A 23,531-nucleotide genomic window follows, 5' to 3' on the forward strand; every position below is an offset into this window, starting at 1 on the left:
CCGGCGCGGGGCCGGCCAAGGGGCGATCGCAACGACGGTGCGATCGGTCTACGGCCGCGCGGGCCGGAGGCGGGCAGGGGAGGCGGGAAGGGGAGGGTCGCGTGACGGGGCCGAGGGAAGGCGGGACCGCCCTGCGGGTCTGGGTCGCGCGGCCGCTGCCGGCCGGCCGGCGCACGGCCGAGCGCGTCGCCGCCCTCGGCCACCGGCCACTCCTCGCCCCGGTCCTCGACCTCGCCGCCAGCGGCGCCCCGCCGCCCGACGGCGCCTTCGACGCCCTTGTGCTGACGAGCGCGAGCGCGGTGGCGCCGGTGGCGGGCACGCGGTTCGCGGCACTCCCGGCCTATTGCGTCGGCGCGCGCACCGCGGCAGCCGCCCGGGCGGCGGGGCTCGGGCCGGTGCACGAGGCCGGGGGCGAGGCCGCGGCGCTCGCCGGGCTGATCGGCCGCGCCCTGCCGCCGGGCGCGCGCCTCCTCCACGCCGCCGGGCGCGAGCGCAAGGACGAGCCGGCCGCGACGCTGGGGCGGCGCGGCTTCCGCCTGACCGTCTGGGTCGCCTACGCGGCGACGCCCCTGCCAGCCCTGCCCGAGGCGGTGACGGCGGCGCTCGCCGAGGGCGGCCTCGACGCGGTCCTGCACTACTCGCGGCGCAGTGCCGCGACGGCGCTGGGCCTCGCCCGGGCGGCGGGGCGCGAGGGGGAGTTTCGGCGCCTCTTGCACCATTGCCTGTCGGCGGACGTGGCCGTGCCCCTGGTCGCGGCCGGCATCCTGTCCCATGTCGTCGCGGCACGGCCCGACGAGGACGCCCTGATGGCCGGGCTCGCCGCCGTCCACCCGGACTGTGACGCGGAGGCGTCGCCGGCCCTTCGCCCAGGCCGGGAGCGATGCTAAGGGACGATGAACCAGCGCGCGGCCCGGGCGGGATCCTGCCCCGCGGACGCGCTCCAGCCGAGCCGACGGGCCCGCCTTCGCGGCGGGCTCCCGGCCCGACCCACAGGTGAGGATCTTTCGCCGTGAACCCATCCGACAAGGACCAGAAGGATTCCCGCAACCGTCCCGGCGGGCGCGGCGGCAACCCGGCGGATGGGCCGATCATCGACCTGAAGGCCACCCGCGTCGCCGACGCGCCGAAGGCCGAGCCGGGCAAGCCCGACCCGGTCAAGTCGGAGCCGGGCAAGTCGGAGCCTGGCAAGCCGGCCTCGCCTGCCGCTGCCGCCGGACGCCCCGGCGAGCCGACGAAGGCCGCCGAGGTGAAGCCGGGCGCGACCGGGGCGACCGGCCAGGCCGCGGCCGCCGGCACGTCCGGCCCGACGGCGAAGCCGTTCGGCGGAGGGACGGGCCCGACGGGGTCGACCGGATCCTCCGGCCCGACCGGGGCCACGGGATCGGCCGCCGCGAAGCCGGGCGAGGCCGCCAGGACGGTCGAGGCCAAGCCCGGCCCGACCAGCGCCACCGGCCCGACCGGCGCCACCGGCTCGACGGGCGCCACCGGCTCGACGGGATCGACCGGACCCACGGCCTCGTCGCCGACCGGCGGACCCGCGAAGCCCGGCACCGCGACCCCGGTCGTCACCGGCCCCGGCAGCGGCCCGCTCAAGGTCGGCGACGCGAAGCCCGGCACCGGGCCGACCGGGGCGCCCGGCCTCAAGCCCTTGGCGACGGACGTGAAATCCCCGGCCGCCGGCACCGGCGCGACGACGGGCGCGGCCGCGGTCGGCTCCGGCCCGAACCCCGCGGGGGCGACCGGCGCCACCGGTGCGCGCCTCTCCACGGTGCCGAAGACCGGGCCGCAGGCCGGTCCCGCCGCCGGTACGACCGTGCTACCGAAGGACGCCCCGAAGGATCCGCCCAGGGCCACGACGACGACCCCGGTCGTCGCCCCGCAGGCCCGGTCGGGTGCGGGCTTCGGCTCGCTGCTCGCGGCCTCGCTGCTCGGCGGCGTGGTCGGCGCGGGCCTCCTCTACGGCGCCACCACCTACGGCCCGGCCTACGGCATCAACCTGCCGAAGCCCGCCGCCCCGCAGGCGCAGGACGCGGTGCCGCTCGAGCAGCGCCTCGCCGATCTCGCGCCGCGCGACAGCGTCCAGGCCCTCGACCGGCGCATCGGCTCGGTCGAGCAGACGCTGCGGCCGCTGCCCGACGCGGTGCGCGCGGCCGACGCCGCCGCCAAGGCCGCGAGCCAGCGCGCCGACGAGGCCCTGCGCAAGGCCGAGGCCGCGCCCGCCGGACAGGCGGCTCCTGCAACCCAGGCTCCTGCGGCTCAGGCCCCCGCGACGTCCGCGCCGGCGGCCGGCATCGATCCGGCCCGCCTCCAGGGCATCGAGAAGCAGCTCGCCGACCTCCAGGGCCGCAGCGGCGGCGATGCCGGCCTGCGCCAGCGCGTCGACGGCCTCGCCCAGACGGTGACGGCGCTCCAGGGCCGGAACGACGGCGCCGACCTGCGCGGGCGCCTGGACGGGCTCGACAAGGGCCTGAAGGCGCTCCAGGCCGATCTCGGCACCCGCACGGCCGCCGAGGAGCAGGCCGACAAGGCGCTGGGCCAGCGCATCGACGAGCTGCGCCAGGCCCTCGACACCTGGGCCAAGGCCGCCGACCAGCGGGCCGAGGGGCTGCAGCAGGCGCTCGACGCCCGCACCAAGACCGTCGACCTGCGCCTCGCCGACCTGGCGAAGTCGGTCGAGGGCCGGGCCGAGGCCGGCACCGTCCAGGCGGCCCTGCGGGTCGTCGCCGCCGACCGCATCGCCAGCGCGCTCGCCTCCGGGGCGCCCTATGCCGACGCGCTCGCCACCCTCAAGCAGCTCGATCCCGGCCAGGCCGGGGCGCTCGCGCCCCTCGAGCCTTTCGCCCAGAGCGGCGCTCCGACCGCGGCCTCGCTTGCCCAGAGCTTCCAGCCCGTCGCCGCCAAGCTGAACGCCGCGGCGCTCACCGCCCGGCAGAAGGCGGTGGCGGAGCGCGGCAGCATCACCGACCGGCTGACCAGCATGGCCGAGTCGATCGTCTCGGTGCGCAAGGTCGGCAGCGAGGGCGCGGCCCCGGCGGCGAGCACCCCCGCCGACCCGACCGAGGCCGGCGTGGCCAAGGTCCAGGACGCGCTCGCCCGCGGCGCGGTGGCGGAGGCCGCCAAGGCCTTCGACGCCTTGCCGGAGCAGACCCGCCAGGAGGCCGGCGATGTCGGCCAGCGCCTGAAGGCCCGGGCCGCCGCCGGCGAGGCCGCGCGGGCCCGGCTCGCCGCCGCCTTCGCGGCGATCCAGGGTCCGGCGACCCGCTGACCACCTGACGCAGTGCGGCCGCCTGCCCGGGCGGCCGCGGGAAGCAACCTCCCGGGGCTCGATCGACGCCCCCTCGCGCGCCCGGTGCGGCAGCGCGGCTTTCTGGAGTTGATGGACCGATGTGGCGCGCACTCGCCTTCTTGGCACTACTCGCCGTCGCCGCCTACGGGGCGGTCTGGCTCGCCGACCGGCCCGGCGTGGTCACCGTGACCTGGGGCGGCTACGAGCTGGCGACCAGCCTGGCGGCGGCCCTCGTCGGCGTCATGGTGCTCGCCGTGGTGCTCGGCTTCATCTGGGCCTTCGCCCGCGGCATCCTGAACCTGCCCGAGCGGCTGACCCTGTCGAGCCGGCGCCGGCGCCAGGCCCGCGGCTACAACGCGCTCTCGCGCGGCATGGTGGCGGTGGGTTCCGGCGATCCGGTGGCGGCGCGCCGCCACGCCGGCGAGGCCGAGCGCCTGCTCGGCAACGAGCCGCTCGCCCTGCTGCTGACCGCCCAGGCCGCCCAGATCTCGGGCGACCGCGCCGGGGCCGAGCGCGCCTTCCAGCGCATGGTCGACGATCCCGAGACCCGGGTGCTCGGCCTGCGCGGCCTGTTCGTCGAGGCCCGGCGCCAGGACGACGAGGCCACGGCCCGCGCCTACGCCATCGAGGCGTCGCGACTCGCCCCGAGCGTCACCTGGGCCAACGAGGCCGTGATGGAGAGCCAGTGCGCCGACCGCGACTGGTCCGGCGCCCTCGACACCGTGTCGCGCCGCGCCGCGCTCGGCCTCTCCGACAAGGCGGCGATGCGCCGCCAGCGCGCCGTGCTGCTGACCGCCAGCGCCCTCGACCTCGAGGCCGGCGACCCCGAGCGCGCGCTCGCCCAGGCCCGCGAGGCGGTGAAGCTCGCCCCCGACCTGGTGCCGGCCGCCGCCCTCGCCGGACGCCTCTTCGCCCGCCGCGGCGACCTCAAGCGCGGCGCCCGGGTGGTCGAGGCGGCCTGGCGCGCAGGCCCGCACCCGGACCTCGCCCGGGTCTATCTCGACCTGCGCACCGGCGATTCGAGCCGCGACCGCCTCGCCCGCGCCGAGACGCTGGCCCGGATCTCGTCCTGGCATCCGGAATCGCGCTTCGCCATCGCCCGCGCGGCGCTCGACGCCCGCGAGTTCGCCCGGGCCCGCGACGTGCTCAGCCCGCTGCTCGCCGACCAGCCGACCGCGCGCGCCTACGAGACGATGGCCGAGATCGAGGAGGCCGAGCACGGCGCGTCCTCCGGCAAGGCCCGCGAGTGGCAGGCCCGCGCGGCCCGTGCCGCCCGCGATCCGGCCTGGTGCGCCGACGGCCTGGTCACCGACCGCTGGGCCCCGGTCTCCCCGGTGAGCGGCCGCCTCGACGCCTTCGTGTGGCAGACCCCGCCGGACCTGCTCGGCCGCCCGTCCGCGGGCCCCGCCCACGAAGCCGCGCCCGGCGCGGCCAGCGCGACCGCCACGGCGCCGAAGACCGGCACGATCAACACCCTGGCCTCCGGCGCCTCGGGCCCGGCGGTGGTGGCGGTACCGGTGACGATGCCGGAAGTGGTCGGTCCGGGGCGCTGACCGCGCCCGCGGGATTCGCGCCCGTTCGCATCCGGGCGAGGGCGTCCGGATGCCCCTCATTGTGACGCGGAGGACCGCCCGGTCGACGGACCGGGCGAGACCTCCCTCCCGCCGGCCCCCGTGGGGACCCTCAACGCGAGGGGAGGGCCAGCGGCCATAGAGCATTGTCCGACGAAGTGGATACCGGTTCGTCGAAGAAAATGCGTAAAATCAAAGATCTAGAGAGCTTCGCGATTGCAACGCGATCGTGACGCTCTCTAGCCGATCCCCGCCAGGAGCTCGACGACCGTCTCGGGGTTCGGCACCTCGACGTCGTGCGGCACCGCCAGTTCGCGGTAGGTCCAGCCGGACTTGGCCTTGGCCCGCTGCCGGCTCGGCTCGATCGCGGAGAGCGCCGGGCTGGTGTAGGCGACGTAGGTCACCGGCAGGCCGGCGCCGGCGGGTTTCGCGAGGCGCACCGGGCTCTCGTAGGTGCCGATAGGGTGCGGCCGCAGCCGCTGCATGAACCAGTCCTTGGCCGGCCCCGCCGGAATCGGAAAGGCATCCGGGCCGGGCACCGGCAGGGCCACGCCCGCCCCCTGCTCCTGCGCCACCTTTCGCCGTGTCTCGGCCATGCCGGCGGGCAGGATCGTGAAGGCCGTGTCGCCGTTCTCCGGGATCAGCGCGTCGAGGTAGACGACGTGGCGGATGCGGTCGGTCAGGCGGTCGGCGACGCCGGTCACCGCCATGCCGCCGTAGGAATGCCCGACCAGCACGACGTCGCGCAGGTCCTCGAAGGCGAAGACGCTCGCCACGTCGTCGATGTGGGTGTCGACCGTGATCTGGCGCGACAGCAGGTGGCTGCGCTCGCCGAGCCCGGTCTGCGTCGGCGTGAAGACCCGGTGCCCGCGGCCGCGAAGGCCCGCCGCCACGTCGCGCCAGATCCAGCCGCCGCCATAGGCGCCGTGGACGAGGACGTAGGTCTTGGGAGCGTCGGCCTGGGGAGCCGTCCCCTGTGCCCGGGCGCCGCCCGGCGCGAGGGCCGCCGCCGCCAGGGAGACGCCCGCCAGGGCCGTTCTGCGATTGACCGCCACGCTGTGCTTCCTCCGTTGTTCGTTCTTGAAAGCGTTGTAGCGGCGGAACGGCCGAGGTCCACAGGCGATCTCCACGGACAGGAGATCCGCGGCGGAAGACACCCGCGGCGGACGCCCCCGGCGCCGGCGCCGGGGCGAGAGCGGCGCGACGTATGCGCCGGGCGCGGCTCGCGCGCCGCCGCGCCGGTGCTATGGAGGTATCCCCGAGACGCCTGCCAGACCACACGAGGGCCCGAGCCGCCGATGACCCATGCGGAGACCGCCACCCCGCCGGACCTCGCCGGTACCCTGTCGCCGCGGATGCAGGGCATCGGCACGAGCCAGATCGGCCTCGTCGCCGACCGGGGCCGGGACGACCCCGAGGTGGTCAAGCTGTGGATCGGCGAAGGGGATTTGCCGACGCCGCCCTTCATCGTCGAGGCCGCCCACAGGGCGATGCTGGCCGGGCACACCCGCTACGCCACCTCGCTCGGCCTGCCGCGCCTGCGCGAGGCGCTGAGCGCCTACCACGCCCGGCACTGGGGCGTGGACGTGCCGGCGGAGCGCTTCGCCGTGACGGCCGGCGGCATGAACGCCATCATGCAGGCGGCCCAGGCGCTGCTGGAGCCCGGCGACGAGATCGTCATTCCCTCGCCGGCCTGGCCGAACCTGGCCGAGGCCGTGCGCATCACCGGCGGCGTGCCGGTGACGGTGCCGTACCGGGTGCAAGCGGACGGGCGCTTCGCCCTGCCGCTCGCCGACATCGAGGCCGCCCTCACCCCGCGCACCCGCGCCGTCGTGGTCAACTCGCCCTCGAACCCGACCGGCTGGATCATGCCGCTCGACGAGATGAAGGCCCTTCGCGACCTCGCCCGGGCGCGGGGGCTGTGGATCGTCGCCGACGAGGTCTACGCCCACTTCGCCTACGGCAACGCCATCGCGCCGTCCTTCCTGCAGATCTGCACCGAGGACGACCGGCTGATCGTCACCAACACCTTCTCGAAGAACTGGGCGATGACCGGGTGGCGCGCCGGCTGGCTGATCGCCCCGCGCGGCCTCGCCCCCACCTTCGCCAAGCTCGGCCAGTACAACACCACCTCGATCCCGACCTTCATCCAGCACGCCGCCGTCACGGCGCTCGAGGAGGGCGACGGCTTCATCCGCCAGATGGTCGGCCGCTGCGCCGAGAGCCGCGAGATCCTGGTCGAGGGGCTGTCGCGGCTGCCCGGCGTCACCGTGTCGGTCCCGGAGGGCGCCTTCTACCTGATGGCCCGGGTCGCGGGTCCCGGCACCCCGCGGCCGGACGAGACCAGCCTCGCCATCGCGTTCCGGCTCCTGGCGGAGGCCAAGGTCGGCGTGGCGCCCGGCACCGCCTTCGGCCCGGAGGGCGAGGGCTTCATCCGCCTGTGCTTCGCCATCAGCCCCGGCCTCGCCCGGGAGGCGGTGGCCCGGCTCTCGGCCGTCCTCGGCCGCTGACGGAGGCCCCCCGATGTCCGAACCGATCGCCTTCCTGGGCAACCTCGATCCCGACGAGGAAGCCGAGTTCCTCGCCGCCCTCGCGGCCGCTCTTCCCGAAGAAACCTTCCGGCCGTTCCGCACCCTGACGCCGGACGAGCGCGCGGCGGTGCGGATCGCCGTGGTGGCCAATCCCGACCCGGCCGAGGTGGCGCAACTGCCGAACCTCGCCTGGATCCATAGCCTGTGGGCCGGGGTCGAGCGCCTGGTGCGCGACCTCGGGACCGGGAGCGCGCCGATAGTGCGGCTCATCGATCCCGAACTCGCCCGCACCATGGCGGAGGCGGTGCTGGCCTGGACCTACTACCTCCAGCGCGACATGCCGGCCTACCGGCGCCAGCAGGAGGCCGAGACCTGGCGCCAGCTGCCCTACCGGCCGCCGGGCGAGGTCGGGGTCGGGCTCCTCGGCTTCGGGGCGCTGGGGAGCGCGGCGGCGGAACGGCTGGTCGAGGCGGGGTTCCGTGTCGCGGCCTGGAGCCGGGCGCCCAAGGCGGTGCCGACGGGCGTGACGGCATTCTCCGGGCCGGACGGACTGACCGGCCTGCTCGCGGCGAGCGACATCGTCGTCTGCCTGCTGCCGCTCACCGAGGAGACGCGCGGCCTCCTCGATGCCGGGCGCCTCGCGGCGATGAAGCCCGGGGCGGGACTGATCAATTTCGGCCGCGGGGCGATCGTCGAGACCGAGGCGCTGATCGCCGCCCTCGATGCGGGCCGGGTTTCGCACGCGGTGCTGGACGTCTTCCCGGTCGAGCCGCTGCCGCCGGATTCGGCGCTGTGGCGCCATCCGGGCGTGACCGTCCTGCCGCACATCTCGGGGCCGACCACCCCGGGCAGCGCCGCGGCGGTCGTCGCTGGCAACGTGCGGGCCTATCGGGCGACCGGGCGGATCCCGGCGGCGGTCGACGTGGCGCGGGGGTACTAAGCGGCCTGCGCGCAAGATCTGCGACGAGACGATGGTTCGGGCGGACGAGAAGTCGGCCTGCCCACAACACGTGACACGGGACGCTGCATGGCCGCGGCCGCGGCGACCCCCGTGCATCAACCCTCTCCCCTCTGCGACAGGGCTGTCGGGGAAAAGTGGCGCAGGTTAGTCCCTCCCCCCTCTGCGGGGGAGGGTGGCTCCTGCGTCAGCAGGCGCCGGGAGAGGGGATGCCGCTTCCGGATAAGATCGAACCGTTTTGGCGGGCGCGACCTGGATCAGCGTCGCGCCGCCCCCTTTTGCGGGACTTCGTCCCGGCCCGGCCCCTGTCGACGCGGGCTCCATTCCTCCCCGCAGCGGAGGAGGGTTGGCGCGTCGGCGATCCTGGTGAACGCCACACCCTGCCGTGCCGCGCGATGCGTGGCAGGCCGACGCCTCGTCGGCTCAGCCGGGGCGACGGGCCCGGAGGACCGGCGGGGAGGCGCAAGCGGCCGTCTCGGGGCGGTTCGTGCGCTGCAGCCAAGCCAGGGCGCTGCGAGCCGCGTCCTCGGCCTGGTGCGCCCGCTCCTCGGCCGCCGCGATCAGGGCGGTGGCGCGGCTCTGGGCTGCCCGCGCCCGGTCCTCGGCCGCCGCGATGTGGAGCCGCGCCTCGTCGAGCCTTCTATGGGCGCTGCGCAGCAGGCTCCGGGCCTGGGCCTGGCGTCGCCGGATCTCCGCCTCGGTCGCCTCGGCCTCGTCGGCCGCGGCCCGCACATGGGCGATCAGCCGGTCCCAGTCCCGGGGCGGGGCGCCGGCATCGACCGGCGAGAGGCCGTCCCGCGCGGTTCGCTCGACGACCGACCGGACGAGGATCGCGAGGTGCGGATGGAGTTCCGGCACCGCGCCGTTCTCGAAGTCGCCCCGCCGCGCGGCGCGTTCGCTGGCGAAGAAATCGATCCCCATGACGTCCGTCCCGTCGTCCCAAGCCGGGTCGCCCCGCGATGATGCCCGGAAGCGTCGCAGATTATGGTTAATCCTGGATTAATATCGAGAGTTGTTATATCCAAGAGCCGCAAGGGAAGGCGCTTCGATCGGTAGACCTGGATCGATCACGAGCGGACCAATCGTGCCCCAACGACTGATGAACGGCACCTCGGCGGCGCTCGGAAACCGGGATCCCGTGACGGTGAAGGCGCCGGATTGGGAGGGCACGGCGCCCGAAACTCCGGAAATCCTGCCGCGCCGGAAGGCGTACGCCGACGCCGGCCCCGACCGGCACGCCCCCGCATCCCGAAATCCACGCCCGGCCCGACCTTCGCCATTGACGCCCCGGGGCTGCAGGGCCTAACCGACGATCATGCGCAGGTTTTCGCCGCAACGGTCGATCGTCCGCGCGACCATCGCGGTGGTCGCGCTCTACGCGCTGTGCCTGCACGTCCTGCTCGGCGCGCTCGCCCCGACCCCGGCCGTGGCCGCCCCGGGGGCCGTGATTTGCCAGCACGAGGCGGGCCACGGCGGCCCGCAGACGGCGGCGCATTGCGCCCTGGCCTGCTGCGTCGCGGCCCACCACGTCGCCCTCGCGGCCCCGGTCCTGCTGGCCTTCGGGTTCGCCTGGGACGGCCCGCCTCCGCCCGTCCGCGTCCCGCCCGCCGCCGACGAGAATCCGGTCCGGGCCCCGCCCGACCGCGCCGTAAGCCCGAGGGGACCGCCGCAGGCCTGATCGATCCGTCGTCATCGATTCTCAGCCTGTCCGGATTCCCGCCCCATGTCCGTTTCCTCCGCCGCCCCGGTCACGGAGCGCGCGCCCGCGCGCGGCGTGCCTCGTCCGGGCGCGCCCCTGCGCGACGCGCTCCATCGCGCGGTCTGGCGCTGGCACTTCTACGCCGGCCTCCTCTGCCTGCCGTTCCTGATCCTCCTGTCGGTCACCGGCTCGGTCTACCTGTTCAAGGACGAGATCAACCGCACGCTGTTCGCCTACCGAACGGTGGTGGCGGTGCGGGCGACGCCGCCGCTCTCGCCCGAGCGGCTGGTCTTCATCGCCGCCGAGGCGGTGCCGGATGCCGCCCCCAAGACCTATGCGAGCCCGGACGCCCCCGACCGGGCGGCGGTCGTCACGATGGCCGGGCCGCAGGGCAGGACGCTCGTCTACCTCGACCCCTATGACGGCGCGGTGCTCGACCGGGTGGCGCGCGACGCCGAGGCGATGATGGTGGTGCGCCGGCTGCACAGCCTCGCGTATTTCGGTCCGGTGGCGAACGCGCTGATCGAGGTCGTGGCCGGCTTCGCGGTGATCCTGGTCCTGAGCGGGATCTACCTGTGGTGGCCGCGCGGGCAGGGCGGCGGGGTCGTCAGCGTGCGCGGCACGCCGCGGCGGCGGGTGTGGTGGCGCGACCTGCACGCGGTCACGGGCTTCGTCGCCGGGGCGGGCCTGCTCTTCCTCGCCGCGACCGGCCTGCCGTGGTCGATCCTGTGGGGCGACCAGGTCCGGGCGATCTCGAACCGGGCCGGGCTCGGCCAGCCCGATGCGCTCTGGGCCGGGGTGCCGGTCTCGACGGTGCCGATGGGCGAGGTCCTCGACACGACCGGCTGGGCGCTGGAGGATGCGCCGCTGCCGCGCTCCCCTGCACAGGACGGGGTCCCGATCGGCATCGACCGGGCGACCGAGATCGTGACCGGGCTCGGGATGCCGGCGGGCTACGAGCTCGCCCTGCCGGAAGGCCCGACCGGGGTCTACGCGGCCGCCGCCTATCCCCGCGACGTCACGCGCCAGCGGATGATCACCCTCGACCAGTATAGCGGCAAGCCGCTGGTCGACGTGCGCTTCGACGATATCGGCCTCGTCGGGCGGGGCATCCAGTACGGGATCGGGCTGCACAAGGGCGAGTTCGCCGGGCGGGCCAACCAGCTCCTGATGCTGGCCTTCTGCCTCGCCACGCTCCTGCTCGCGGTGAGCGCCGCGGTGATGTGGTGGAAGCGCCGGCCCGCCGGGCGCCTCGGCGTGCCACCCTGGCCCGGGAATCGCCGTGTCGTCACCGGTGTCACCGGGATCGTCGTCGCGCTCGGGATCGTCTTCCCCCTCACCGGGCTGGCGATCCTGGCGATGATCGTCCTCGACGCCGCGCTCGCGGGCCTGCGCCGCACCCTCCGGCATCCCGCCGCCGCCTGATCCGACGCCGGCGCGACCGCGCCGCGCTCCCGCACCCGTTTCTTCGAGATCCCATCCATGCCGTACCGTCCCGGTGCCGGCCTGCGCCCCCGCGCGCTCGCCCTCCTGCTCGCCGCCGTCCCGGCGGCCGCCCATTCCCGCGCCGCCGCCGCCCAGGAAACCATCGCCCTCGACGAGATCTCGGTCGCCGGCGCGGCGCCGATCCCCGGTCAGGTCGCGAGGCCGGCCTTCGGGGTCGCGGCGCCGCCGGGCTCCGCCCCGAGCGTGATCGAGCGCCCGGTCGGCGAGGTCGTGACTGCCATCGGCCGGCAGGACGTGATCGCCAACCGGCCGGCGACCAGCGTCGCGCAGGTGCTCGTCAACAGCCCCGGCGTCACCGTGCGCCAGGGCAACGGTCCCCGCGACGTGGTGGTGTCGATCCGCGGCAACAACGCCCGCTCGACCGGCGTGATCAAGAACATGGTGGTCCTGGAGGACGGCTTCGTCGTCACCCAGCCCGACGGCGCCTCGCGCTTCGACATCACCGATCCGCGGGCCTATTCGCGCATCGACGTCTTCCGCGGGCCGCAATCGCCCCTGTTCGGCAACTACGCCACCGGCGGGGCGATCGCGTTCCGCACCCGCACCGGGCGCGAGATCGACGGCTACGAGGTCGGGGTCGATGCCGGCAGCTTCGGCACGCTGAGCCGGTACTTCACGGTCGGGGGCGTGAGCGGGCCCTACGAGGTCAGCCTGTTCGCCAGCGATTTCCGCAGCAACGGCTACCAGGACCATGCCGGCGCCGACACCCAGACGGTGAACCTCCTGGCGAGCTACACCCCCAGCCGGACAACCGCTTCACCCTCAAGGTGATCAACAACACGCTCGAGGCCGACCTTCCCGCCCGCTCGTCCCTGGCGCAGTACCGGATCAACCCCTACCAGTGCGGCTGCGCCAGCGCCGCCACGGCGGCGCCGGGCTGCACCACCGTCAACCTCCTGCAGAACGGCGCCTTCGGCGCCACCGTGCCGGTGACGCCCTCCGAGGGCGCCTTCGGCCGCAACGACCGGCGCACGATCATCGCGGCACGCTGGGAGCACGACATCGACGCAAACACGACCTGGCGCACGCAGGTCGGCTTCGACGAGCGCAACTTCAACCAGCCGTTCTACACGACCTCCTCGCGCGGCAGCTATCCGTCCTACAACGTCCTGTCGGACATCACCCATCGCGGCGACGTGTTCGGCCTGCCGGTGGTGGGCTACGCGGCGCTCTCCTACAGCGCCATCGACAACCACATCTCGCTGTTCAACCGGGCGCCCTATCTCGGGCCGCGCCTCGGCGCGCTCGCGAGCAACCAGGAGGCGGCGCAGTCGAATCTCGGCGGCCGGGCGCGGGCCGAGGTCGCGCTGTCGGAGCGGTGGACCGGCGTGCTCGGCGTCTCGGCCGAGAACACCTGGCTCACGGGCCGCACCCTGACCTACGCCTACTCGGCCGCCGGCACGACCCGGATGGCGGCCGACATCGACCGCAGCTTCCTCAACGTCGCGCCGGAACTGGCGCTGGTCTACCGGCCCGACGACACCCTGGCATTCCGCGGGCGGGTCGCCACCGGCTACGCCACCCCGGCGGCGAGCCAGCTCTTCGTCACCCCGGCCGGCGTGCCGGGCAACAACACCGACCTGCGCACCCAGACCAACCTCGGCATCGATCTCGGGGTCGACTGGTCGCCGCTGCCGGAGCTGCGCCTCAGCCTGACCGGCTTCTACGAGTTCTTCCGCAACGAGCTCGTCACCCAATCGCCGGGGGCGGGGCTCCTGAGCTACACCTTCAACGCCCCGGCCTCCGAGCATCGCGGCATCGAGGCGGGGGCCGAATGGGCGTTCTCGCCCGGCTGGCGGGCGACCGCGGCCTACGGCCTGAACGACCAGTTCTACACCCGCTACGTCGAGCAGCTGAGCGCCGGCAGCCTGACGGCGCGGTTCGACCGGGCCGGGCGCCTGATCCCCGGGGTGCCGGCCCACCAGCTCCTCGCCCGGATCGGCTACGACCAGCCGACGGGTCCGCTGAGGGGTCTCGGCGCCTTCGTCGAGGCCGTCTACCAGGACGGCTTCTTCCTCGACAACGCCAACCAGCTGAAGGCGCCGGGCTACGCGCTCCTCAACGCCAACGTCCACTACGACACCGATCTCGTCGGGTCCTACGCCAAGCGCCTCAGCCTCTACGTCGAGGTGCGCAACATCCTCGACACGGCGTACATCGCCTCGGCCCAGCCGCTGGCGAACTCGATCAGCGCGACGACCGGGCTGCAGAACGGGGCGGGGGTGCTCGCCACCACCACCGGCTCGATCTTCGCCGGCGCGCCGCGTAGCGTCGTCGGCGGGATGAAGCTGGCCTTTTAGGGCGGCACCCGATTGCGTCGCTCCTGTCGGAGGCGGGGAGGCGCAACCGTGCATTGGCGACTGACGGATGATAGTAGGCCCCGCCCTTTCCCGGACGACTGAAGCGTCAGCGGAAGGAGATCCGGGATCCAGCATGAGAAGCCGCGAAGCGACCGGCTCACTGCAAGGTTGCAGACTGCAGAACCGCTTCGCGGTCCTTCCTCCCCTGGTTCCCGGATCTCCTTCCGCTGGCGCTCCAGTCGTCCGGGAAAGGGGAGATCGCCGCGGCTCGCCGAACGGTATCGCGACCTGTCGCGACCCGTCGAGCGGGCGTCAGGCCACCGCCGCCATGGCGCCCGGGGCGTCCCATTCGGGGCCCCAGACCTGCACGACGTGGCCGGGCGAGACCTCGCGGTAGATCCGCTCGGGCGGCACGTAGTCGACCGGGCGGATCGGGCTCTTGATCTCGTCGCTGCGCACGGCGTGGAGCTGGCGGCGCCGGCCCGGATCGGGCACCGGCACGGCGGCCATCAGCTTCTTCGTGTAGGGGTGCTGGGGGGCGCCGAAAATCGCCGCCCGGGGGCCGATCTCGACGATCTCGCCGAGATACATCACGGCGACCCGGTGGCTCACCCGCTCCACCACCGCCATGTCGTGCGAGATGAACAGGTAGGCCAGCCCCAGGGAGGCCTGCAGGTCGAGCATCAGGTTCACCACCTGCGCCTTCACCGAGACGTCGAGGGCCGAGACCGATTCGTCGGCCACGATCAGCCGGGGTTCCAGCGCCAGCGTGCGGGCGATGCAGATGCGCTGGCGCTGGCCGCCGGAGAATTCGTGCGGGTAGCGGCCCGCCATCTCGGGCTTGAGGCCGACCCGGCGCAGCAGATCGGCGGCGCGCGCACGCGCTTCCGAACGCGAGCACAACCGGTTGATCAGCAGCGGCTCGGCGATGGCGGCGCCGACGCTCATCCGCGGGTCGAGGCTGGCGAAGGGATCCTGGAAGATCATCTGCATCCGCCGGCGGCAGGCCCGCAGGGCGGACGGCGACAGGCCGAGCACGTCCTCGCCGTCGAGGAGGACCGAGCCGGCGACCGGCTCGATCAGCCGCAGCACCGAGCGGCCGGTGGTGGACTTGCCGCAGCCCGATTCGCCGACGAGGGCCAGGGTCTCGCCCGCCCGCACCGCGAAGGAGACGTTTTCAACCGCGTGGACCCGGCCGCGCACCCGCGAGAGCAGGCCGCCGCGGATGTCGAAGCGGGTGGTGAGCCCCTTCACCTCCAGCACCGGGCGCTCGCCCTCGCGCACGGTGTTGGGGAGGGGGAGCGCCGCCTCGGGCTCGCCGGTGGCGCGATCGACGATCTCGAACCGGGCCGGCCGGGTGGTACCCTGCATCGCCCCGAGGCGGGGCACGGCGGCAAGCAGCGCCCGGCTGTAGGGATGGGCCGGGCGGCGGAAGATCTGCTCGGTGGCGCCGGTCTCGACGGCGCGGCCGTCGACCATCACCACGGTGCGGTCGGCGATCTCGGCCACCACCCCCATGTCGTGGGTGATGAACAGGACCGACATCCCTTCCTCCTCCTGGAGGAGCTTGATGAGGTCGAGGATCTGGGCCTGGATCGTCACGTCGAGCGCCGTCGTCGGCTCGTCGGCGATGAGGAGCTTGGGCCGGCAGGCGAGCGCCATCGCGATCATCACCCGCTGGCGCATGCCGCCGGAGAAGCGATGCGGGTAGTCGTGCACCCGCGAGGCGGCGGCCGGGATGCGGACCTTGTCGAACAGCCGCACGGTCTCGGCCTCGGCCTCCCCATGCGACATGCCGCGGTGGAGCCGCAGCGCCTCGCCGATCTGGAAGCCGACGGTGAGCACCGGGTTCAGGCTCGTCATCGGCTCCTGGAAGATCATCGCGACGTCGTCGCCGCGGATGCGCCGCATCTCGGCATCCGGCAGGCGCAGGAGGTCGCGGCCTTCGAGCAGCACCCGGCCGCCGGTGCGGGTCGCGTCGCGCGGCGTGAGCCGCATGATCGACATCGCCGTGACGCTCTTGCCCGAGCCCGATTCGCCCACCAAGGCGACCGTCTCCTTGGGGCCGATGTCGAACGAGACGCCGTGCACCACCGGGCGCCAGGCCTGCTCGGAGCGGAACGCGACGGTGAGGTCCTGGACCGAGAGGATCGGGGTGGTCATGGGTGTCCCCTCAATGGGTTTCGGTCGAAAGACGGGGTCGAGCCTTTACATACGCTCCCCCTTTCCCGGACGACTGGAACGAAGTGGAAGGAGATCCGGGATTCAGCAAAAAATGTGCTGCGAAGCAGCTCCGTATGCTGCACCGTGGCAGACATACGGACGCTTCGCGAATTCTCATGCTGGTTCCCGGATCTCCTTCTGCTTCGCTACAGTCGTCCGGGAAAGGGTGGGGGCGTGAGCACTACAGCACCCGCCGCGGATCGAGGGCGTCGCGCAGGCCGTCGCCGATGAAGTTGATCGACAGGACGGTCAGGAAGATCGCGGCGCCCGGAAACAGCGCCCAGTGCGGCGCCACGTCGAGGTGGTCCTTGGCGTCGTAGAGGAGCCGGCCCCAGGTCGGGATGTCGGGCGGGAAACCCAGCCCCAGGAACGACAGGGTCGATTCGGCGATGATCGCGGACGAGACCTCGATCGTCGCCGCGACGATCACCGGGCCGATGGCGTTCGGCAGGATGTGGCGGGTGACGAGGTGCCAGGCGGTCGCGCCCTGCGAGCGCGCCGCCTCGACGAACTCCTTCTCGCGCAAGCTCAGGAACTGCGCCCGCACGAGACGCGCCACCGGCATCCAGCGCAGGCCGCCGATCACCGCGACGATCATCACGAAGACGCCGCCCTCGACCCCGAAGACCTGCTTCAACTGATCGCGGAAGAGGTAGATGATGAGGAGGAGCAGCGGCAGCTGCGGCAGTGACAGAAAAAGGTCGGTCAGCCACATCAGGAACGGGTCGAGGAAGCGGCGCGACATGCCGGCAAGCGCGCCGACCACGACGCCGACCAGCGTCGCCACCACCATGGCGGCGAAGCCCACGGCGAGCGAGATCCGGCCGCCATAGATCATGCGGGCGAGCAGGTCCTGGCCGAGGTCGTCGGTGCCGAGCGGATGGGCCCAGGACGGGCCCTGGAGCGTCGCCGCGAAGTCGATCTCGTCGATCGCCACCGGCCAGACCCAGCCGCCGAGGACGACCGCCAGCACCAGGAAGCCCAGCACTCCGACGCTGACGACCGCGAGGCGGTGGCGGCGGAAGCGCCGCCAGGTGTCCCGCCCCGAGACCGCCGGCGGCGCCGGGGCGGCCGCCTCAGCGGTAGGAGATGCGAGGGTCGAGCCAGCCATAGAGGAGGTCCGCGACGAGGTTGAACAGGACGACGAGGCAGGCGAACACGAAGGTGACGGCCATCACCACCGGCGTGTCGTTGGCGAGCATCGCGTTGATGAGGAGCGAGCCGATCCCGGGAATCCGGAAGATCTGCTCGGTGACGATGGCGCCGCCGAACACCGCCGGGATCTGGAGCGCCACCAGCGTCACGACCGGGATCAGGGCGTTGCGGGCGATGTGGCGGACCGTGACGGTGCCGTCCGAGAGGCCCTTGGCCCGGGCGGTGGTGACGTAGTCGAGGCGTGCCACGTCGAGCACCGAGGCGCGGACGTAGCGGGTGTAGGAGGCCGCCTGGAAGAAGCCGAGCACGCAGACCGGCATGATCGCCTGCCGGACGTGCTCCCAGGCCCAGCGCCAGCCGGTGGCCGAGATGTCGGCCTGATAGACGAAGGGCAGCCAGTCCAGCGTCAGGCTGAACAGCAGGATGAACAGGAGCCCGGTGAAGAAGGTCGGCAGCGAGAAGCCGATGAAGGCGAGCGTGTTCGCCACCTGGTCGAAGACCGAGTAGGGCCGGATCGCCGCCAGGATGCCGACCGGCACGGCGATCAGCAGCGCCAGCACCTGCGACGAGCCGACCACGAACAGGGTCGTGGGCAGGCGTTGCAGGATCAATTCGTCGACGTCGACCCGGCTGGCGAACGAGAAACCCCAGTCGCCCTGGAGCATCGCCGTCAGCCAGTGCAGGTAGCGCACCAGGATCGGGTCATCGAGGCCGAATTTCAGCCGCAGGGCCTCGCGCACCTCCGGCGGCACGTTGGGGTTGGTGGCCAGCTCCCCGAACGGGTCGCCGGGCGCGAGCGCCAGGACGGTGAACAGGATGAGGCTGATCCCGAGCAGGCTCGGGATCGCGATCAGCAGGCGGCGGAGGAGATAGGCTCCCATCGGGGGTTCGTTACGCCTGCTTGTACCACTCGGCCAGGAAGGCCAGCGAGTTGTCCCACCCGCTCGCCGGCGCCTCGAGCTTGCCGTTGATCGCCGAGACCTGGGCGCGGTGGAGGAGCGGCAGGACGTAGTCGGCCACCACCAGGTCGTTCATCTTGACGAACAGGGCGGCGCGCTTGACGAGGTCGAGTTCGCTTTGCGCGGCCTTGTAGGCGGCGTCGACGTCCGGGTTCTGCATCCGGCAGATGTTGCGGCCCTGCCACTTGTTGGCCTTGGTGGCGGCCTCCCAGGAGACGTATTGGAGCGCGAACACCGCCGGATCGGCCTGCGTCATGTTCCAGGTATACATCTCCATGTCGGCATAGAAATGCGGATAGGTATCCGGGTTCGCGACATCCGAGGAGAAGAACACCGAGCCTGGAACCGACTTCAGCTCCATGTCGATGCCGGCCTTCTGGGCGGCCTGCTTGATGATCGCCTGGGTCTTCTGGCGCGGCGCGTTGATCGAGGTCTGGAAGACGAATTTGAGCTTCTTGCCGTCCTTGGCGCGGATGCCGTCGCCGCCCTTCTTCCAGCCGGCCTCTTCGAGGATCTGCGCCGCCTTGTCGGGCTCGAAGGCGAATGAGGTGCCCTTCGACACGAAGGGCGCCGGGCCGTTGAACACGTTGGCGGTGGCCCGACCGGTGCGGCCGTAGATGAATTGCTGGATCGCCGCCCGGTTGACGAGCAGGTTCATCGCCTTGCGCACCGCCGGATCCGAGAAGGCCGGGTGCTTGGTCTTGAGCGAGGCGCGCTCGCCGTCGACCTCGGTGTTCGGATCGGTGGCGTTGAGCAGCAGGAACTCGAGGTTGCCGCCGTAATCCATCTTGACCCGGCCCTTGCCCTCGGCCTCGAGCCGCTTGAGGATCTCGTCCTCGACCTGCATGTTCCAGGCATAGTCGTACTCGCCGGTCTGGAGCACGGCGCGGGCGGCCGAGACCGCGTCGCCGCCGCCCTTCATCTCGATCGAGTCGAAGAACGGCCGGTTCGGGACGTGATAGTCCGGGTTGCGCACGCCGCGCAGGATGTCGCCGGGGCGGAACTCGCTGAACTTGTAGGGACCGGTGCCGACCGGCGCGAGGTTGGCGGGCGCATCGCGGGACTTGTCGCCGTTGTAATCCGCGAAGACGTGCTTGGGGATGATCATCCCGGCGCTCGATACGAACGCGTCGGCCCAGAACGGGGTCGGCTCCTTGAAGGTGAGCTTCACCGTCAGATCGTCGACCTTCGTGACCTTGACGTTCATGTAGCTGCCGCCGGTCACCGCGGCGGTAGCCGGGTTGGCGGCGTACTCGGCGGTGAACACCACGTCGTCGGCGGTGAAGGGCTTGCCGTCGTGCCACTTCACGTTCGGCTTCAGTTTCCAGGTGACCGAGTAGCCGTCGGCCGCCACGCCGCCATTCTCCTTCGAGGGAATCTCGGCGGCCAGGATCGGGAAGAGGTTGCCGTCGGCGTCCCAGGCCGCCAGCGGCTCGTAGAAGATGCGCGAGCCCTCCTGGTCCTTGGTGCCGACCGCGAAATGGGGGTTGATCAGGGTGGCGGCCTGCCAGAACAGCAGCTTCAGCGGCCCGCCGCCGCCGGCTTTCGTCGGCTTGTAGGCGTCGCGCAAGGGGCTCGCCGCGAACGCGACGCCGTTCTGAGCGAGCATCATCCCGGCCATCGGGGCGGTGAGGCCGAGCGCCAGCATCCGGCCGACGAAGCTGCGCCGCGACAGGCTGCCGTCCTTTACCTCACCGATCAGCGCGCGCAGGTCCTGCTCGATCATGGACGGTCACCCTTCTGGCTGGCCTAGAAACTGACAGGCAGCATCGCGCCCGCCGCCCCGGTCCGCAAGCCACTGAAAACCTTTGCCCCAGTGCATTCGACGGTTGGTCCGTTAGACCCACCGGGGCTCCGAAGCGGCAGCCATTCGCAATTCGCGCGCCACGTCCGCTCCCGCCGCGCTTGAGCCGGCGCGCCGCCTGCATGAGGCTTCCCCGCAAGGCGGCCCCGCTTCGGGGCCGCATGGCCCCGCCGGGCCCGCAACGGGAGAGAACCACCCATGGACAACCGCAACGCCGTCTGGCGCCAGGTCGACACCCACAAGGCCCGGCTGATCGCCCTCTCGGACGAGGTCTGGGGCACGCCGGAGGTCTGCTACACGGAAGAACGCTCGGCCGCCGCGCACGCCGCCGAGTTGCGCCACCAGGGCTTTCGCGTGACGGACGGCGCGGCCGGCATCCCGACGGCGGTCGTCGGCGAGGCCGGGGAGGGCGGCCCCGTCATCGCGTTCCTCGGCGAGTACGATGCGCTGCCGGGCCTGAGCCAGGCGGCGGGCGTCGCCGCCCATACCCCCGTCGAGCAGGGCGGCCACGGCCACGGATGCGGGCACAACCTGCTCGGTTCGGCGGCACTGCTCGCCGCCACCGCCCTCAAGGACTGGCTCGCCGAGCAGGGGCTCCCCGGCCGCGTGCGCTACTACGGCTGCCCGGCCGAGGAGGGCGGCGCCGCCAAGGCGTTCATGGTCCGCGAGGGGCTGTTTTCGGATGCGGACGCCGCCGTCACCTGGCACCCGTCGAGCTTCTGGGAGGTCTCGCCGCCGCTCTCGCTCGCCAACACCCGGGCCGATTTCGTGTTCACCGGCCGCGCCTCGCACGCGGCGGCGGCTCCGCATCTCGGCCGCTCGGCTCTGGATGCGGTCGAGTTGATGAATGTCGGCGTGAACTACATGCGCGAGCACATGCCGAGCGACGCGCGGGTGCACTACGCCTACCTCGAGACCGGCGGCATCGCCCCCAACGTCGTCCAGGCCCATGCCCGGGTGCGCTACTCGATCCGCGCCCGCGACCTGCCCGGCATGCGCGACCTCGTCGCCCGGGTGCGCAAGATCGCCGAGGGCGCGGCCCTGATGACCGAGACCACGATGGAGATGCGCATCGTCAGCGCGGTCTCGAACCTCGTCGGCAACACCCCGTTGGAAGAGGCCCTGCACGGGGTGATGGAGGATCTGGGCGCCCCCCATTTCGACGAGGCCGACCGTGCCTTCGCCCGCGAGATCCAGGGCACGCTGACGCCGCAGGACATCGCAGCGGTCTACCGCACCATCGGGCTCCCCGTGACCGACGCGCCGCTGGCCGACTTCCTGGTGCCCCTCGACGCGAACCGCAACCCGGCGATCGGCTCGACCGATGTCGGCGACGTGAGCTGGGTGGTGCCGACCGTGCAGGCCCACGCCCCGACGGTGGCGGTCGGCACCCCGTTCCACACCTGGCAGGTGGTGGCGCAGGGCAAGACGCCCGCCGCCCACAAGGCGATGGTGCAGGTGGCCAAAGCCATGGCGGCGCTCGGCGCCCGGCTCGCCACCGATGCGTCCCTGCGCGAGGCCGCGAAGGCGGACCTGAAGGCCCGGACCGGGCCGGAGGGCTACGTCTCGCCGCTGCCGGTGGAGGTGCAGCCGCCACTCACGATGTCGGTGGGGTAAAGCGGCTCGCCGTGTCGCGTCCGCTGGGTTAGGGAAGCGAACCTTTTCAACAGTCCGGGCATCCCATGGACCAGACCCAGCCGCCGGACCCGATCGCCATCGACGACTTCCTGAAGCTCGACGTGCGGGTCGGCACCATCGTCGAGGCGGCGCCGATCCCGCAGGCGCGCCGCCCGGCCTACCGGCTCGTGATCGATCTCGGCCCGGCGCTCGGCCTGAAGAAGTCTTCCGCTCAGGTGACGGTGCGCTACACCCCCGAGACGCTCGTCGGCCGGCAGGTGCTCTGCGTCGTCAACCTGCCGCCGCGCCAGGTCGGCCCGGTCCGCTCCGAGGTCCTGACCCTCGGCGTGCCGGACGGGAAGGGCGCCGTGGTGCTGATCGCCCCAGAGCGGCCGGTACCGAACGGCGGGCGGCTGTATTGAATCTCACGGAGAGCGAGAGCCTCATGACTACCAGCCACGGCCCCCTGCGGGTCGGCATCGGCGGCCCGGTCGGGTCGGGCAAGACCGCCCTGATGGAGGGCCTGTGCAAGGCCCTGCGCGAGCGCTACGACCTCTGCGCCATCACCAACGACATCTACACCAAGGAGGATGCCCGCCTCCTCACCGTGGCCGGCGCCCTGCCGGAGGAGCGGATCATGGGCGTCGAGACCGGCGGCTGCCCGCACACCGCGATCCGCGAGGACGCCTCGATCAACCTCGCGGCGGTGGCCGAGATGCGCCGGCGCTTCCCCGCCCTCGATCTGGTGCTGCTCGAATCCGGCGGCGACAACCTCGCCGCCACCTTCTCGCCCGAGCTCGCCGACCTGACGATCTACGTCATCGACGTGGCCGGGGGCGAGAAGATCCCGCGCAAGGGCGGGCCCGGCATCACGCGGTCGGACCTCCTCGTGATCAACAAGACCGACCTCGCGCCGCTCGTCGGCGCCGATCTCGGGGTGATGGAGGAGGACACCAAGCGGATGCGGGGCCAGCGGCCCTACGTCTTCGCCTCCCTGCGCCACGGCGACGGCGTCGAGGCGGTGGCCCGCTTCGTGGTGGAGGCCGGGGGGCTTTAGTGCTCCTCGACCTCCTGCACTGGCTCGTCCAGCCGGCGACGCTCGCGGCGCGGCGCCTCGGCCATGCCGGCGACAGCGTGCGGCTCGCCTCGCGCTCCCGGCGCTGCCGCGCCGCCTGGGCGCCGCACCTCGCGGCGGCGAAGGATGCGGTGCGGACCGCGATGGCGGATCTGCCGCGCCGCGACACCGCCGTGGTGCTGGGCGCGGGCCTTCTCGACGACGTGCCGATCGACGCGCTCGCCGCCGCGTTCCGGCGGGTGGTGCTGGTCGACGCGGTGCATCCCTGGCGCGGCCGGTGGCGGGCGCGGCGCCACGCCAACGTCGTGCGGCTGACCTTCGACCTCAGCGGCACCGCCGACCTGCGGCTCGGGCGCGGCGAGACCTTCGGGCCGGTCCTGCCGCCAGTCTGCCGGGAGGCCGACCTCGTGATCTCGGCCAATCTCCTGTCGCAGCTGCCGATCCTGCCGGTCGCGCGGCTCGAGGCGGCGGGCCGGCTCGGGGCCTTCACCGATCCCGACGCCTTCGGGCAGCGCATCGTGGCGGCGCATCTCGCGGCGCTGGCCGCTCTCTCCGCCCGCATCTGCCTCGTCACCGACCGGGACGAGACCGAGCAGGACCGGGACGGCCGGGTGATCGAGCGCCTCGACCTCCTCTACGGCATCGATCCGGGCCCCGCGCCTCGGAACTGGGACTGGGTCCTGGCACCGTTCGGCGAGGAGGCGCGCGACCGGCGGCTGGTGCACCGCGTCTCGGCCTGGCCGGACTGGCGGAGGCCGGCATGACGGCATGTCATGCCGGGGCGCGTCCGAGGCGGGTTCGCGCGGGAGGGGGAGGGGCTAGAGCATTTTCCGACGAAGTGGATGCC

At 73.0% G+C, this 23,531-nt stretch carries 17 protein-coding genes and 1 pseudogene; 12 read left to right on the top strand and 6 right to left on the bottom strand.

The features are described from left to right. Positions 1-131 precede the first annotated feature (131 nt). The 3 genes from BMX97_RS06885 to BMX97_RS06895 all read left to right on the top strand — a co-directional run bounded on the left by BMX97_RS06885 (position 132) and on the right by BMX97_RS06895 (position 4,839). The gene (locus BMX97_RS06885) at positions 132-887 is read left to right on the top strand and encodes a uroporphyrinogen-III synthase (RefSeq protein ID WP_091747932.1); all 756 of its coding nucleotides are present in this window, start codon (positions 132-134) and stop codon (positions 885-887) included. Between the two features lie 122 nt (positions 888-1,009). After that, entirely contained in the window at positions 1,010-3,265 is a 2,256-nt protein-coding gene (locus BMX97_RS34150; protein ID WP_091747202.1) for a COG4223 family protein, read from the top strand. A gap of 119 nt (positions 3,266-3,384) precedes the next feature. Then, positions 3,385-4,839: a heme biosynthesis protein HemY gene (locus BMX97_RS06895; protein WP_091747206.1), complete on the top strand. Its 1,455-nt coding sequence runs from the start codon at positions 3,385-3,387 to the stop codon at positions 4,837-4,839. 257 nt (positions 4,840-5,096) lie between these two features. Here BMX97_RS06895 and BMX97_RS06900 read toward each other — a convergent pair whose 3' ends face one another. Next, a complete protein-coding gene (locus tag BMX97_RS06900) occupies positions 5,097-5,912 on the bottom strand; it encodes an alpha/beta hydrolase (protein WP_244538312.1) in 816 nt (271 codons plus the stop codon). Between the two features lie 243 nt (positions 5,913-6,155). On the opposite strand from BMX97_RS06900, the gene BMX97_RS06905 reads away from it, so the two are divergent. After that, positions 6,156-7,367 carry a pyridoxal phosphate-dependent aminotransferase gene (locus BMX97_RS06905; RefSeq protein WP_091747209.1) on the top strand — a complete coding sequence of 404 codons (1,212 nt, stop codon included), beginning with the start codon at positions 6,156-6,158 and terminating at the stop codon, positions 7,365-7,367. A gap of 13 nt (positions 7,368-7,380) precedes the next feature. Further along, entirely contained in the window at positions 7,381-8,328 is a 948-nt protein-coding gene (locus tag BMX97_RS06910) for a 2-hydroxyacid dehydrogenase (RefSeq protein ID WP_091747212.1), read from the top strand. Positions 8,329-8,769: 441 nt separating this feature from the next. Here the strand turns inward: BMX97_RS06910 and BMX97_RS06915 are convergent, their stop codons facing one another. Next, complete coding sequence (locus BMX97_RS06915; protein ID WP_091747216.1) at positions 8,770-9,267, bottom strand: hypothetical protein; 498 nt, start codon at positions 9,265-9,267, stop codon at positions 8,770-8,772. Between the two features lie 394 nt (positions 9,268-9,661). On the opposite strand from BMX97_RS06915, the gene BMX97_RS06920 reads away from it, so the two are divergent. From BMX97_RS06920 to BMX97_RS06930, 3 genes and pseudogenes are all read left to right on the top strand, one after another. After that, the gene (locus BMX97_RS06920; protein ID WP_091747219.1) at positions 9,662-10,024 is read left to right on the top strand and encodes a hypothetical protein; all 363 of its coding nucleotides are present in this window, start codon (positions 9,662-9,664) and stop codon (positions 10,022-10,024) included. A gap of 45 nt (positions 10,025-10,069) precedes the next feature. Further along, positions 10,070-11,470 (top strand): PepSY-associated TM helix domain-containing protein, encoded by a 1,401-nt coding sequence (locus BMX97_RS06925; protein WP_091747222.1) that lies wholly within the window; start codon positions 10,070-10,072, stop codon positions 11,468-11,470. 57 nt (positions 11,471-11,527) lie between these two features. Beyond that, positions 11,528-13,851: pseudogene (locus BMX97_RS06930) on the top strand (TonB-dependent receptor). Positions 13,852-14,163: 312 nt separating this feature from the next. Here the strand turns inward: BMX97_RS06930 and BMX97_RS06935 are convergent. From BMX97_RS06935 to BMX97_RS06950, 4 genes are all read right to left on the bottom strand, one after another. Further along, complete coding sequence (locus BMX97_RS06935) at positions 14,164-16,014, bottom strand: ABC transporter ATP-binding protein (protein WP_091747225.1); 1,851 nt, start codon at positions 16,012-16,014, stop codon at positions 14,164-14,166. A gap of 241 nt (positions 16,015-16,255) precedes the next feature. Beyond that, complete coding sequence (locus BMX97_RS06940) at positions 16,256-17,185, bottom strand: ABC transporter permease (RefSeq protein WP_091747228.1); 930 nt, start codon at positions 17,183-17,185, stop codon at positions 16,256-16,258. Then, entirely contained in the window at positions 17,151-18,110 is a 960-nt protein-coding gene (locus BMX97_RS06945) for an ABC transporter permease (RefSeq protein ID WP_048426105.1), read from the bottom strand. The genes BMX97_RS06940 and BMX97_RS06945 overlap by 35 nt, the downstream gene beginning before the upstream one ends. 10 nt (positions 18,111-18,120) lie before the next feature. Further along, on the bottom strand, positions 18,121-19,914 hold the full coding sequence (locus tag BMX97_RS06950; protein ID WP_091747231.1) for a peptide ABC transporter substrate-binding protein: 1,794 nt from the start codon (positions 19,912-19,914) through the stop codon (positions 18,121-18,123). A gap of 276 nt (positions 19,915-20,190) precedes the next feature. Between BMX97_RS06950 and BMX97_RS06955 the strand changes: the two genes are divergently transcribed. The 4 genes from BMX97_RS06955 to BMX97_RS06970 all read left to right on the top strand — a co-directional run bounded on the left by BMX97_RS06955 (position 20,191) and on the right by BMX97_RS06970 (position 23,448). After that, positions 20,191-21,609 (top strand): M20 family metallopeptidase, encoded by a 1,419-nt coding sequence (locus BMX97_RS06955; protein ID WP_091747234.1) that lies wholly within the window; start codon positions 20,191-20,193, stop codon positions 21,607-21,609. Between the two features lie 65 nt (positions 21,610-21,674). Continuing rightward, entirely contained in the window at positions 21,675-22,031 is a 357-nt protein-coding gene (locus tag BMX97_RS06960; RefSeq protein WP_091747237.1) for a tRNA-binding protein, read from the top strand. Between the two features lie 23 nt (positions 22,032-22,054). Beyond that, positions 22,055-22,666, top strand: a complete 612-nt coding sequence (gene ureG, locus BMX97_RS06965) for an urease accessory protein UreG (RefSeq protein ID WP_091747240.1) — start codon at positions 22,055-22,057, stop codon at positions 22,664-22,666. Then, positions 22,666-23,448, top strand: coding sequence for a hypothetical protein (locus BMX97_RS06970; protein WP_091747243.1), 783 nt, complete (start codon positions 22,666-22,668; stop codon positions 23,446-23,448). Before ureG ends, BMX97_RS06970 begins: the two co-directional genes overlap by 1 nt. Positions 23,449-23,531: the final 83 nt, after the last annotated feature.

Origin of the sequence: Methylobacterium sp. ap11 (genome assembly GCF_900110515.1) — a bacterium.
Classification (GTDB): Bacteria; Pseudomonadota; Alphaproteobacteria; order Rhizobiales; family Beijerinckiaceae; genus Methylobacterium; species Methylobacterium ajmalii.